This is a genomic window from Cytobacillus sp. ABV4_503, from assembly GCF_056158445.1.
Genome location: NZ_JBSWTH010000001.1, coordinates 1411200 through 1424832, shown reverse-complemented (window position 1 = coordinate 1424832; position 13633 = coordinate 1411200). Strand labels below are relative to the sequence as shown.

General features: G+C 40.0%; 14 protein-coding genes. 1 reads left to right on the top strand and 13 read right to left on the bottom strand.

The annotated features are described in order from the left end of the window. Positions 1 to 38: 38 nt before the first annotated feature. The 10 genes from ACXAD1_RS07295 to ACXAD1_RS07250 all read right to left on the bottom strand — a co-directional run bounded on the left by ACXAD1_RS07295 (position 39) and on the right by ACXAD1_RS07250 (position 10923). Complete coding sequence (locus tag ACXAD1_RS07295) at positions 39 to 2261, bottom strand: penicillin-binding protein (protein ID WP_206836129.1); 2223 nt, start codon at positions 2259 to 2261, stop codon at positions 39 to 41. Beyond that, positions 2261 to 2626, bottom strand: a complete 366-nt coding sequence (gene ftsL / locus ACXAD1_RS07290; RefSeq protein ID WP_206836127.1) for a cell division protein FtsL — start codon at positions 2624 to 2626, stop codon at positions 2261 to 2263. The genes ACXAD1_RS07295 and ftsL overlap by 1 nt, the downstream gene beginning before the upstream one ends. Positions 2627 to 2679: 53 nt before the next feature. Next, positions 2680 to 3612: a 16S rRNA (cytosine(1402)-N(4))-methyltransferase RsmH gene (gene rsmH / locus ACXAD1_RS07285; RefSeq protein WP_370225081.1), complete on the bottom strand. Its 933-nt coding sequence runs from the start codon at positions 3610 to 3612 to the stop codon at positions 2680 to 2682. 111 nt (positions 3613 to 3723) lie between these two features. Beyond that, positions 3724 to 4155, bottom strand: a complete 432-nt coding sequence (gene mraZ, locus ACXAD1_RS07280) for a division/cell wall cluster transcriptional repressor MraZ (RefSeq protein WP_206836120.1) — start codon at positions 4153 to 4155, stop codon at positions 3724 to 3726. A gap of 278 nt (positions 4156 to 4433) precedes the next feature. Next, positions 4434 to 6068: a bacillithiol biosynthesis cysteine-adding enzyme BshC gene (bshC, locus tag ACXAD1_RS07275; RefSeq protein ID WP_206836117.1), complete on the bottom strand. Its 1635-nt coding sequence runs from the start codon at positions 6066 to 6068 to the stop codon at positions 4434 to 4436. A 142-nt stretch (positions 6069 to 6210) separates the two neighbouring features. Further along, on the bottom strand, positions 6211 to 6597 hold the full coding sequence (locus ACXAD1_RS07270) for a DUF3397 domain-containing protein (protein WP_312886137.1): 387 nt from the start codon (positions 6595 to 6597) through the stop codon (positions 6211 to 6213). A gap of 10 nt (positions 6598 to 6607) precedes the next feature. Beyond that, positions 6608 to 7504 carry a 2-dehydropantoate 2-reductase gene (locus ACXAD1_RS07265; RefSeq protein WP_474909734.1) on the bottom strand — a complete coding sequence of 299 codons (897 nt, stop codon included), beginning with the start codon at positions 7502 to 7504 and terminating at the stop codon, positions 6608 to 6610. Positions 7505 to 7692: 188 nt separating this feature from the next. Then, entirely contained in the window at positions 7693 to 9234 is a 1542-nt protein-coding gene (locus ACXAD1_RS07260; RefSeq protein WP_206836108.1) for an acyl-CoA carboxylase subunit beta, read from the bottom strand. A 117-nt stretch (positions 9235 to 9351) separates the two neighbouring features. Further along, a complete protein-coding gene (locus tag ACXAD1_RS07255; RefSeq protein ID WP_009330910.1) occupies positions 9352 to 9564 on the bottom strand; it encodes an acetyl-CoA carboxylase biotin carboxyl carrier protein subunit in 213 nt (70 codons plus the stop codon). A 15-nt stretch (positions 9565 to 9579) separates the two neighbouring features. Next, a complete protein-coding gene (locus tag ACXAD1_RS07250) occupies positions 9580 to 10923 on the bottom strand; it encodes an acetyl-CoA carboxylase biotin carboxylase subunit (protein ID WP_206836105.1) in 1344 nt (447 codons plus the stop codon). Positions 10924 to 11187: 264 nt separating this feature from the next. On the opposite strand from ACXAD1_RS07250, the gene ACXAD1_RS07245 reads away from it, so the two are divergent. Then, positions 11188 to 11661, top strand: a complete 474-nt coding sequence (locus ACXAD1_RS07245; RefSeq protein WP_206836102.1) for an N-acetyltransferase — start codon at positions 11188 to 11190, stop codon at positions 11659 to 11661. A gap of 76 nt (positions 11662 to 11737) precedes the next feature. Here the strand turns inward: ACXAD1_RS07245 and ACXAD1_RS07240 are convergent, their stop codons facing one another. The 3 genes from ACXAD1_RS07240 to rpmF all read right to left on the bottom strand — a co-directional run bounded on the left by ACXAD1_RS07240 (position 11738) and on the right by rpmF (position 13579). After that, on the bottom strand, positions 11738 to 12370 hold the full coding sequence (locus ACXAD1_RS07240) for an RsfA family transcriptional regulator (protein WP_206836100.1): 633 nt from the start codon (positions 12368 to 12370) through the stop codon (positions 11738 to 11740). Between the two features lie 135 nt (positions 12371 to 12505). Beyond that, entirely contained in the window at positions 12506 to 13264 is a 759-nt protein-coding gene (locus ACXAD1_RS07235; protein WP_206836097.1) for an enoyl-CoA hydratase/isomerase family protein, read from the bottom strand. 141 nt (positions 13265 to 13405) lie between these two features. Continuing rightward, positions 13406 to 13579: a 50S ribosomal protein L32 gene (gene rpmF / locus ACXAD1_RS07230; protein ID WP_009791160.1), complete on the bottom strand. Its 174-nt coding sequence runs from the start codon at positions 13577 to 13579 to the stop codon at positions 13406 to 13408. Positions 13580 to 13633: the final 54 nt, after the last annotated feature.

Genomic DNA, 13633 nt, shown 5'->3' with positions numbered 1-13633 from the left:
TAGAACGCACTGCCGCTCATCCGGCAGTACGTTCTAAATTAATCCAGCACTGCTTCCTCTTCATCCTTCTGCTCTTCTGATTCTAAGTTTTCCTCATTGTATTTCTCTGCAGGCGGCTCAAGTTCTACGATTAAATAGTCACCTTCCCTGAGTGCAGAACCAGCCTTCAGATTTTGTTTCACCACATATCCGCTTCCTACAGTATTCAGCTTTAAGTCAGCAAGCTTTGCCACCTTCATAACGTCCCTAAGCGACCATCCATTCATTTCAGGCACCGTTAACTCGCCTTCCGTTTTTAAGATTACACGTTCTCCTTCCAGCAAATTGTACATATTTCCAGGGACCTGTCTTTCAACCTTGCTTCCCTTTCCCAGTACAATAGCTTCGAAACCGGATTTTTTCAATTCTGCTTTTGCTTCCTCAATTGTTTTGCCTTCCACTTCAGGTGCTTGTTCAGAGTTTGCCTTCAGTTCCTTTGCCGGCTCAATATTTAAATATTGAAGACTGCTTTTCATCACAGGAGTAAAAATCTTGGAAACCGGCTCAGCACCGTTTGTACTGAGGTCAATATCCGGCTGCTGGACCGCTACATAGATGATCAGCTCAGGATCATCTTTTGGAGCCATGCCTAAAAAGGAGAAGATAAAATTTTCATGTCCCGTTAAATATCCTCCGCCATTTGGGTCAGGGATTTGAGCAGTCCCCGTTTTTCCGGCAACCTCATAGCCCTCAATATTATACCTTTTGTAGCCCGTTCCATTTTCGGAAGATACCACCGTTTCCAGGATATCCCTTGTTTTCTTAGCCGTTTCTGCCGAGATTGGATTCCCCTTCACTTCCGGCTTTGTTTTTTTTAAGACTTCATTTTTATCAGCATCAACAATACTGCTGATCACATGAGGCTCCATCATTTTGCCGTCATTTGCAATGGCAGTAGCTGCCTGTACCTGCTGAATCGGCGTAATGGCAGAACCTTGCCCGAATCCGGTCGTTACCTTATCAAGCGGCCACTCGTAAGCGATTTTTCCGCCTGTTTCATTCGGCAGGTCAATTCCAGTTGGATTTTCAAATCCAAACTTTGTTATATATTCCCTGTATTTTTCATAACCAAGCTTCTCTTTAACTATTTTCGCGAAAGCCACGTTCGACGAACGCTGAACGCCTTCAAGGTAAGTAATGGACCCCCAGCCCCGTCCCTGGTTATGATCGCGTATAGCTGGTGAGTTTTCTGTTACTTTATAACTTCCTGATTTATACCATTCATTCGGATCAAATTTTCCTTCCTCAATGGCTGCAGCCAAAGTAAAGATCTTCATCGTGGAGCCAGGCTCAAATGAATTTTCGATCACTTCATTATGCCACGTATCTTCAATGCCTTCTTTTGTTTTCGGATGGAAGGATGGCCTCTGTCCCATTGCCAGAATCTCGCCCGTTTTGGCATCCGCGACTACGGCAACCATCTTTTTCGGCTTATACTCTTCGTCTACTTTATTCATGGAATCTTCGAGGAAAGTCTGGATCTTTTTATCGATTGTCAAATACACATCTTTACCATTTTGAGCAGGCTGGATTTTTTGATCTCCATTCGGGAGGAGATAGCCCCATATATCACTTTCGTAGCTGAACATTCCATCTTTTCCTGTGAGCACATCATTCAAGCTCTGTTCAAGGCCCAGCATCCCTACTGTATCGGTTTTATTTGTCTTCGATTTTTTCTTTTCTACATATCCGACTAAATGTGAGGCGAAGACCCCATTCGGGTAGAACCGTTTTGAATCAGTTATGAATGTAATCCCCGGTAATTTTAAATCTTCAATTTCTCTTTTAGTCTTTAAAGGAAGATCGCGACCCTCTTTACCAAATTCCACCTGGAATGGTGTTTCCCCATCTTTTGTTTTCTTCGTTAGGATCCTATATATCTCCGACTCTTCCAGATCAATAGCTTTTGAAAGCGCCGCTGCTGTTTTTTCAGGGTCTTTCACATAATCCGGTTTCATGCTTTTATCGAGGATTGCTACAAGCTTGTAGGAAATAGTATCCTCGGCAATGACTTCACCATTGCGGTCATAAATAGTACCCCTTTTGGCTTGAATTGTCTTTTCCCGTTCATATTTTTGCTGAGCTTTTGCTGCAAGTGCATGTCCCGCTGCTTCACCTGTAACCTGAATGGAAACAAAGCGGAAAATTAATACAAAAAAGAGCAGGCTGAATATTAAAAATAATATCGCTGCTCCAAAATTGATATTTGGCTGTTTCTTCATTAATCTTCCACGACCTTGACATTATTTCCGCTGAATTTAAGTCCCATTTCCTCAGCTTTTGCTTTAATGCGCTCGTATGTACTTAATTCGCTCACTTGCATTTTCAGATCTGTATTCACTTTATTCTGCGTTTGAATTGCTTCCTCTGTTTGCTGAATTTCTTTATTCACTTCGTAGATGGCTGCCTGATTTGAGACCATTTGCACTGCACCAAAACATACAATACCAGTAAAAGCCAGTCCCAGTATTTTTTCCCCGGGGGAAAGCCATGACTTTTTTGATTTTAATTTTTTGGGGGCCTGGACGGGCTGGGTTTGCACATCAAATTGTTTTTCTTCCTGAATTTTTCGGGCTAAATTGCTCATAATTCCCCTCCTGTAATTTTTTATTTATGGTCTGCTGCGGTATAGGTATTTACTTAAAGCTTTTCTGCTATTCTCAGTTTAGCGGACCTTGCACGATTATTGTGTTCCAGCTCTTCTTCTGATGGCAGAATCGGCTTTCTGTTAATAAGCTTTAGGATTGGTTTATATTCATCTGGAATAATCGGGAGGCCGGGAGGCAGATTTGGTGTTTCACTGGCTTTTTTAAAGGCAGCTTTGCAAATCCGGTCCTCCAATGAATGAAACGTGATCACGCTGATTCTTCCATTGGGATTTAATATGTCAATAGCCTGGTGCAGAGAGTCCTCAAATACACCGAGTTCATCATTAACAGCTATTCTAATGGCCTGAAATACACGTTTGGCGGGATGTCCGCCTTTTCGTCTGGCAGGAGCAGGTATTGCCTCTTTAATCAGTTCAACCAGCTGGCCTGTTGTTTCTATCGGGGAAACTTCCCTGGCCGCTTCAATCTTCCTCGCAATTTGCTTCGAGAATTTTTCTTCTCCATATCTGAAGAAGATCTTCACAAGTTCACCATATTCCCAGCTGTTTACCACATCATAAGCGGAAATGTCAGCGCCTGTATCCATTCTCATATCAAGCGGGGCATCATTATGATAGCTGAAACCTCTTTCAGGTGTATCCAATTGAGGTGATGAAACACCAAGATCATATAAAACACCATCTACTTTTGATACACCAAGATTTGAAAGCTCTTCCTGCAGATACTTGAAATTACTTTTGATGATCGTAATTCTGTCACCATATTCCGCCAGTCTTTCCTTTGCGTGAGCAATGGCTGTGTCATCCTGGTCAAATGCGTACAGCTTTCCCTTTTCAGACAGCTGGGAAAGAATTAATTCACTGTGGCCTGCGCCGCCCAGTGTACAATCCACATACACTCCATCAGGATGGATATTTAAGCCTTCTACTGTTTCTTTTAATAGCACTGTTGTATGTTCAAACATTGTTGTATGAATCCACCTTTCCAATCCGAAAAGCACGAGACGCATAATAGGCATCTGGAGCTAAACAAATATCTTTGTATCATGGGAAATTATATTAATAAAACATTCCCATTATATATCAAACCCAATCATGTTTTCCGCAATATCAGAAAAAGATTCCTCTGATTCTGCAAAATAATCTTCCCAAAGATTTTTGCTCCATATCTCGATCCGATTGGAAACGCCCAGCACTACACATTCTTTTTCCAATTTTGCATATTGCAGAAGCGGGGAAGCAATATTTATTCTTCCTTGTTTGTCAATTTCACATTCAGTGGCACCTGAAAAGAAAAAACGGGTAAATGCACGGGCATCTTTTTTGGTCAGCGGAAGGCCCTTTAATTTTTCTTCAAGCTGCCTCCACTCATCCATGGGATAGCCAAACAAACATTGATCAAGTCCTCGTGTCAAAACAAATGTTTCACCCAAGTTATCACGAAACTTGGCTGGCACGATGAGACGGCCTTTATTATCAACGTTGTGATGGAACTCACCCATGAACATACCCACTGCACCCACTTTCTAACTCAAATGTACCACAATCCCCCACTTTCCTCCACATGTTTTTAATTATTCTACCACTTCATATAAAATCCTGCTTCCCATAAGGTATTCCCCCATTTATCGTTCGTCTTTTTATTACATTTTCTTTAAAGTCTTTACTGTTTTTTCACAGAATTTTTATGTGGGGAAATAGTCAGGAGATAAAGGGAATTCACCCCTTTTCTATCAAAAAAAAGACCTCATCCGCATGGAAAAGGTCCGAAGAATAATGGCGAATATTAAATTTTTATGACTTTGTGTGTCCCATCAAAACGAAAGGAGTAATCAATAAATTCTTCAAGGAAATCCATCCCATATTTATTAAGGTAATAGAGGACATTCCAAACTCTCTCCTGAGGAACTCCACCCGGTCTCAGGGAGTTTTCAGCTTTTTCATATTTCTTAATGATTACATCATGTTTTTGCTGGATGGATTTCTGGATTTTATTCTCCATGAAATCCATCTGCCTTATTAAAAGATCTTCATTTTTCTTTAACATTGGCAGTAGGGCGTGAACCTCTTTCATAGTAAGCTCTTCGATTAGCTCATAGTTTTGTTTTACTTGAGCTTTTGTTTTTCGGAAATGAGCTTCTATGCTTTCATTTTTAATACTCCTCATATACTCATCTTTAACTGATTCCGTACCAGATACAAGCACGCCCTGCAAATCAAGTCCTAATTCCAGCAAATCACTTTCCACAGAACGTTCTAAGATTGTGATATTTAAACGGGGCATAATAGGAGGCATTTTCATTCCAAACCATTCAAATGCCATTTTTAGTTCAGCCCAATAGGCAATTTCGCCAGGCCCGGCTATAAAGGAAAGAACCGGAAACAGGCATTCCTGTGTGATGGGCCTCGTCACCACATTATTGCTCAGTCGTTCGGGATGGTTTTCTGCAATCTCCAGAAGCTCATTCATTGTGAACTCATGAGTGTGTTCCTTACCCGTAAATACCTTTTTCTCCTGATTGAACTCCAAAAGAATTCTTTCTTTATGCTTTTCGTCATAATAAAATAGGTTGGCAGCATTTTCACTTAAGTCAATGGCATTTGGAAAGCCTGAATTCTCTAAATTCTGCTGCTGGCTTTTCACACGTTTTGTAATATATTCAAAACCTTTGATTTGTTTGCCAAAAATGCTGCTTTCAAGTCTGCGAAGCTTTGAGTCACCGGAATCAATCAGAAGAAGCCCTGATTCTTTAAATAAATGCATAATTATGCCGGCAAAGAACTCCACATAGGTTTGAGAATGCGAAATAATTTCTTCTAATCGCAGAACGAGATTTTTTGTGTGTTTTGTCTCTCCGAAAGTCTCAATGATGTCTCTCACCCATTCCCTGCACTTTTCACGGTTCAAAGGGATATTTGAAACCATCTTCTTCTCTAAAACTTTTTCAGGATATGTCTTTTTTTCCATTTTATTATTCTTCTCGATGAAAATATGATTTACTTCGTGATAGTCATGATCTTCCCCAGCAATCCAGAATACAGGAACAACCGGGATTCCCTGCTCACTTTCCTGCTGCTTTGCAAGATTTATGATTGAGATGATTTTATGTATAGTGTAAAGAGGTCCCGTCAGAATTCCTGCTTGCTGCCCTCCGATTATCACTGCACTATTTTCCTGCTTTAGCTTCTTAAGCGAGTCATGAACAGCAGGGGAAGAAGGAAATTGATCCATAAACTCTCCAATATATTGAGAAAGTTCATTTCTCATAAACGACCGGCCCCTCAGTTCAGCTAATCGTGCTTTATAATCAGAGTCGGAATTATAACGATAATGAAAAAACTGCATAATTTCTTCTGTTTGTGCTATATAATCTGTTGCAAACCGGTTTGTTGCCGGCAATGAGAGATTAAGAATCTCCATTAATGAACTTCCTTTCTCATAGCTGATCAATTTTAATTTTCATCTTATGAGTATAGCATTGTCTTAAATGAAAATAAAAAAACTTTGCTTACCTAAATGCTTTAATTCTAAATGTAAAATAATTATGTTCTCAGAATGCTTACTATGGAATAAAGACAACAGAAGTTACCCTTTGAACAAGCCCTATGAATATCAGAACTATATAAGCGGTGAAAAAGAGTAAAAAATTGAATCTCCAGAATCCTTTGAATAAGACACGCAGATTGATTTCCTGCTTAATTCTCCAATGCATAATAATAAAAGTGACCGCTGTAATCAGCAGGGATAGGACTATCATCCACAAATAGGATTTATCCCAGATTACGATAATTAGATAGTGAACCGCCATAATTAATAATAATGTGCTGACATCCAGGGCAATATGGACAGATCTTTTGTGTTTTTTAGTAATTTGTTTGCTGATAATAAAAACAGCCAGATATCCGAGCAGCGGTATGGTCACCAATGTTGCAATTAGGCTTGAGAACACAGTGTTCAACTCATTTCCCCCTTTTCTCCCTGCCTTTGATCTGACAATAAAGACTTTCAGAATATGGAGCAGACATCTTCTTCTTCTCAGCTTTCTCCAGGATATATCCTAAAATAGCATCTATCTCTGTTTCTCTGCCTTCTTCGATATCCTTAAGCATTGAGGATCTGTTCATCCCTGTTTCCTCACAAACACTTTTCACATGGGTTAGAGCACCTGCTTTATCAGGAATATCTAATATGGCACTTACCTCGTCAAATAACTTCAAAAATAGCTGATGATAATATTTATTTGCTAAGAGCTCACCATTTCTCACACGGAGAACTGCTGTAAGAGGATTTATAACACAGTTTACGATTAATTTTTCAATTAGCATTTCTTTGTAATCCCCGACAAATTTAAAAGGAAAATAACTAGATGCCGAATCGGATATTTTCGATAATAGATCCACATCCCCCTTTAAAGCAGCCACTTTGGTGACCCCAATCCCAGTATGCCGCACTGTGTCAGGCTCTGACTTTAAAGCTCCATGCTCTACACTGCCCACATAAAGATTTTCCGCTTCAAGCATTTCAGCCCACTTCAAATGCCCCATGCCATTTTGCAAAAACAAAAATGATCCAGACTGACTGGTATTCATTTCCAATAATTCCTTTACAACTTCAGGAATGCTGTATTGCTTAACCGCAATGATTGTTAAATCCTCTTCCCCCTTCCATGCTTTAAAATGGCATACCTTGACGGGGGCATTACTGCGAATGCCTTTTCTCTCGATTGTAAGTCCATTAATGCGCAGCTTTTGCAATTGACTATTTCTTCTAATATAAACACGGACTTCATGATTTTCATTCAAATAATGAGCAAACAGAAGGCCAATGGCGCCTCCTCCGATAATAGCTATTCTCATAACTGACTCCACCATTTTTACTTTTTAAGCATATTTTAACAAATTAAGATAAATTCATGGGTAAAATGGAATGTTTTAATTATTAATTCCAATATATATTTTCTTAATTCCATTTTTCATCAGATAAATCCTTTAAAAAAATCCCTTTTTCGAAAATCGAAAAAGGGATTTTTTTAAAGGATAAAGTATTAAACTGGATAAACTGGATGTTTGCGAACGCTGAATGTCAATTCTTTAGTCTCATACAGATTAAAACGGTTAATTAAAACATTTCTTAATTCCTGAGGTGCAACAATATCGTCAACAATTAATTCTGAGGCAAGCTTATAGATATCAATTGTTTCTTTATATTCCTGCTGTTTTTCCTGTACATATTTAACCTTTTCTTTCGGGTCTTCAATCGCATTGATTTTATTGGAATAAACCGCATTTACTGCTGCTTCAGGACCCATTACAGCGATTTGTGCTGTAGGCAGGGCTATACAGCAATCAGGTTCGAACGCTGGCCCGGCCATAGCATACAATCCGGCTCCATATGCCTTTCTGACGACAACTGAAATTTTCGGCACTGTTGCAGAACTCATCGCAGCAATAAGCTTGGCACCATGCCGGATAATCCCCGCTCTTTCAACCTTAGTCCCAATCATAAATCCAGGGACATCTGCAAGGAATAATAGCGGAATATGGAAAGCATCACAAAGCTGAATAAATTTCGCGGCTTTATCAGCGGAATCTACAAATAAAACCCCGCCTTTAACTTTTGGCTGGTTGGCAATAATCCCTACAGGCCTCCCCCCTATCCGAGCAAGTCCCGTAATGAGTTCCGCAGCAAAAAGTTTCTTAATTTCAAAAAAGCTGCCTTCATCAATTACGGAATCAATACACTCATACATATCAAATGGGGCATTTTGATTTTTAGGGATAATTTCTTCAAGACTGCGGCCGGATTTGGGCATTGCCGCCTCGAGCTTCACTGATTTCTCTTTGAAGCTTGCAGGGAAGTACGCCAAATATCTTCTTGCTGATTCAATAGCCTCTTCTTCACTATATGCAAGCACATCACCACAGCCGCTGACAGAACAATGCATGCGGGCGCCGCCCATTTCTTCAAGGGTAACCTTCTCTCCTATAACCTTTTCCGCCATCCTTGGCGAACCCAAATACATAGATGCATTTTGATCTACCATAACAACGATATCACAAAACGCAGGGATATAAGCTCCGCCTGCAGCAGAGGGTCCAAAAAGCAGACAAATCTGCGGTACCATGCCTGAAAGTTTTACCTGGTTATAAAAAATTCTGCCTGCTCCGCGTCTATTCGGGAACATCTCGAGCTGATCCGTAATACGGGCACCGGCAGAGTCAACCAGGTAAAGAATCGGAACTTTTAACTTCTCTGCTGTTTCCTGTATACGGATGATCTTTTCAACCGTCCTCGCACCCCAGGAACCGGCTTTTACTGTGGAATCATTAGCCATTACGCAAACTGTCTGGCCATTTATTCTTCCAACTGCTGTTACAACTCCATCTGCCGGAAGATCACTTTCCTGGCAGTTCGCAAACTTGCCATCTTCCTCGTAGAATCCGTCATCAAAAAGAAGTTCAAGCCGTCTTCTGACAAAGAGTTTGTTTTGGGCTTCATTCTTTTCATGATATTTTGGATGTCCGCCAGCTTCTATTACCCTGCTTCTTTCCTGCAGCGTCTCAGTTAATGTCTTTGCAGTGGTCATTCCCATCCTCCTAAAATATGAATTTTCCATACTTCGTTAAACTTGCTTATTGCTTCACGGTGCAAAGATTGCTCAGCGCAAGCCCCCCTGTCACTGGATATCCGTGTCCCAGCCCTTTTATTCGAATACGATCAGCACATCGCCTTCATTAACAAAATCTCCTATGCTTACCTTCACTTCAGCTACTTTTCCAGCAGCTTCGCTTTCAACCGGAATCTCCATTTTCATTGATTCAAGCATTAATACTTCCTGGCCTGCATTAACCTCCTGACCCGCTTCGACCAAAACATTCAATACAGTACCTGCCATTGATGATGTAATTTCTTTCATTGTTATTTCCTCCTTTTAGTTAACGGCAAATGCCTTCTGCGCTAGAAATGATGTAGAATAATTCCCTTTACGGAAATCTTCGTCTTTTAATATTTCTTTAAATAAAGGTGCATTCGTTTTAATGCCTTCAATTTTAAGTCCATCAAAGAATTGCAAGGCATTTTCTATCGCTTCATCCCTTGTTTGACCAAATATAATGCATTTTGCGATCATTGGATCATAAAATGGGCTGACTGCTGTATTCGAAGCATATCCATAATCAACGCGTATTCGCGGAGAATCTGTCCATTCAAATTTAGACAATTTGCCAGGAGAAGGCATAAAGCTTACGGGATCCTCAGCATACAGTCTAAATTCAATTGAATGGCCAGACTGCTTAATGCTATTTTGCTGCAGCGGCAGCTTTTCACCTCTTGCTGCAAGCAGCTGCCACTCTACAAGATCCAGCCCAGTTACTTGTTCAGTTACGGGATGTTCAACCTGGAGTCTTGTGTTCATTTCAAGAAAATAAAAGTTCTCCTGCTCATCCACAATAAATTCAATTGTTCCGGCATTTTTATAATTGACCGCTTTGGCTGCAGTCAAAGCAGTATCATACATCTTTTGTTTTGTTTGCTCTGAAAGGAAAGGTGATGGTGATTCCTCCACTACTTTCTGATGTCTTCTTTGAATAGAGCAATCTCTTTCAAATAAATGTACGATATTCCCATAACGGTCACCAAACACCTGTATTTCGACATGTCTGGCATTCTCTATATATTTTTCGACAAATACTTCATCAGAACCAAAATAAGCTTTGGCGCGGGCTTTTGTGGAGTCGAAAGACTTAGTGAGCGCTTGCTCATTTTCGCAGCGTACCATTCCAATTCCTCCGCCTCCTCCACTGGCCTTCAGCATGACTGGATAGCCCATAGAATTTGCAAGACTGCATGCTTCCTCAAGTGTGGATGTTCCCTCTCCGCTTCCTGGGACAACCGGTACTCCCGCGTCCTTCATAGTTTTGCGGGATACAATTTTATCCCCCATCAATTCAATGGTTTCAGGATCTGGTCCAATAAAAGCAATCCCTGCATCAAGTACAGCTCTTGCAAAGCCGGAGTTTTCTGATAAAAATCCATATCCAGGATGAATTCCATCCACATTTTCATTCTTTGCAATTTCCAGAATGGCTTCTGTCTTTAAATAAGATTTATTAACAGGCGGCTCACCTATACGGAAAGCATATGTAGCTTCTTTAACAAACGGAAGGTCTTTGTCTGCATCAGAATATATAGCAACAGTCTCAATTCCCATTTCACGGCAGGTTTTTATTATTCTTAAAGCAATTTCTCCCCTGTTGGCAATCAGAATTTTTCGCACAATCTGTCCCCTTTCTCAATGTAGTAATTCCTGCAATAATATATATTTCTACAATCTTCTGCCTATTTCCTGCTGTTTTTGTAAACGCTTTCTGATTTTTATAAAAAAACTAAAAATATATTAAGTTTTTCATATGTGCAGAATTTTTTGTTTACTTGTTATATAATAATAGATATAGAAAAAAACTTTCAATTATCAGGAAGGCATTATAAAGCGGTTACATCAGCAGAATTCCTATACATCTATGGCTAAGGGGGAAATTTTATGAAATATAAAGTTGAAAAATTAAAAGTAAATTATAAAACACTGGAAGAGTTTAAGAAATTCAAAGAGTATGGACTGCAGGAGCTGTCAATGCTTGAAGACCTTGAAGCTAATATTATTGAAAATGACAGCGAGTCGCCTTTCTACGGCATTTATTTTGGGGATAAGCTTGTAGCACGCATGAGCCTTTACCAGATAGAAGCAAGATTCGACCGATATTTCGAACCCGCACAGGATTATTTGGAGTTGTGGAAGCTTGAAGTCCTGCCTGACTATCAAAACAAAGGCTATGGCCAGACACTTGTAGAATTTTCCAAAGGGTTTGGACTTCCTATCAAAACAAATCCACGCGTAAAATCGAAAGCTTTCTGGGAGAAAATGGGATTCGAACCCGTCCATTATGATATGGAACGCGATTTGGGTGAGAATCCGCTGGCCTGGTTCCCGGCAGGAGTTAAAGAACAAACCCATTAAGCTGCTGTCCACTAAAGCTAAGACATTAAATAAGCGGACTAATTTTGTCCGCTTATTTCTATTTATTTACCGTTATCTATTTCTCCACCTTTTCAGGCTTTATATCGGGATTCACAGTAAAATTCAAGTTTTTGTGGCGGGTGCCGTCTTTTAGACCGACAATCTTTCTTGCACTTTCCATAATTTCTACCAGTGCTTTGTAATCCTGCTCCATCGTATTCAATTCTTTAATTAATTTTTCATTTTCCGCTGCCAGGTAGTACATTTGCTTCTCAAGCTCCTGAATGCGTTTTTTAGGAAAAGGATCTTCTGAGACAGCAGGCTTCTGAGCACTTTCATATAACTCTTTCAGGAATGAGACTAATTCCTCAAACTCGATAGTCCTTTTAATTGCCTGAACTGAGTTTTCATTTCTTTTTTCCGTCTTTTCCTCTGGAACAGCAGGTAGCTCATGATCTCTTTGAACAGCCTCCGGGTTTTTCTTCATTTCTTTTCTCTGTTTTTTTGCCAGTTCAATTCCTGTTTTATATTGTTTTCTTACATAGGAATTCCAGCGAAATCCGCAGGCAGCCGCGGTTCTGCTTAACTGTTTGCCAACTTCTTCAAATGCCTGAAGCTGAGTTCCTCCTTCACGTATATGTCGGAGCACAACTTCTGCAAGCAGCAAATCTTCATCTTGAGACCAAGCATCCTGACGTGTAGAAGACATCAGTGTATCCCTCCTAGTGTTTTTCTTTATACATATGCCAATGCTAGAAAAGATAGACTGATATCATATTATAAAGTGTAACTTTATTCATCATCAGGAAATTAATGGGTTATTGTCTATATCGGAAGAATATGCTTAGCGCTTATTCAGGAAACTGTCAACTTTATTATGGTGCGCTTCTCCCTCCCATAAAACCGAACAGCGACGCACTTCTTGATCGATTCTCTCTTCTAAGCCAGCAGCAGTCCACTTTTTTACAAGAAGGTCTTTATAAGCTTCCAAAACCTCACTCTCAAGCCTGAGCATTTCTTCCAGAAAGCTCCTGCACCCGTCGATTGGATCCCCTTTTATGACAGAATGTATGAAACCTAATTCTTTTAATTCCTTATCAGAATATAATTTTGCTTCCATCAGCATTCTTAGGGCATTGGCAGGAAGCATCTTTTCCATAATGATGGAACCGCCGCCCCATCCGGTTGTTATGGCTAAGGTTCCCTGGATAAAACCGGCTTTTATTCCTGCATTGGCAATCCGGTAATCACATGCAGCAGCCAGCTCACAGCCGCCGCCGACAGCTGTTCCATTCAATATGGCAATAGTTGGTTTTGGAAGAAATAGTATTTTTTTTAAAAGACTAGCCATTCTGCTTAACATTCCAAATGCTTCATGTTCAGTCTTTAAGCTGTGAAAGGAAGATAGATCACCTCCTGAGCAAAAAGCACGGCCTCCCTCACCGGTAATCGCAAGTGCCTTAACTGATTTCTCTCCTGCTTTACGGAGTGAGATCTCAAGACCATCCATAACTTCATAGCTTATGGCATTTCTTTTCTCAGGCCTGTTAATCTTAAATACTAAAAGTCCATTCTCGAATTCTTCAATTATGTAAGGGTTCATGGCTGCCTCCTTGTATTTGGTTAAACTATTTTTAATATTAGCAAAAATACTCATAGACTTGTACTTATCGATGAGCCAAATCAATGCCAAAAAAACGACAAAAGCACAAGAACTAAGTTCTTGTGCTTTATATCTAAAGGATTAGTCGTTAACTACTTCTTTTCCTTTGTAAGTTCCGCAAGCTTTGCAAACGCGGTGAGCAAGTTTCATTTCACCACAGTTTGGGCATTCTACCATACCAGGAACCTGTAATTTAAAATGGGTACGACGTTTTCTCTTCGCAGTTTTAGATGTTCTTCTAAAAGGTACAGCCATTCTTCCCACCTCCTTAAAGAGTATTAGAGGATGTCCATAGGAATTGGACACACC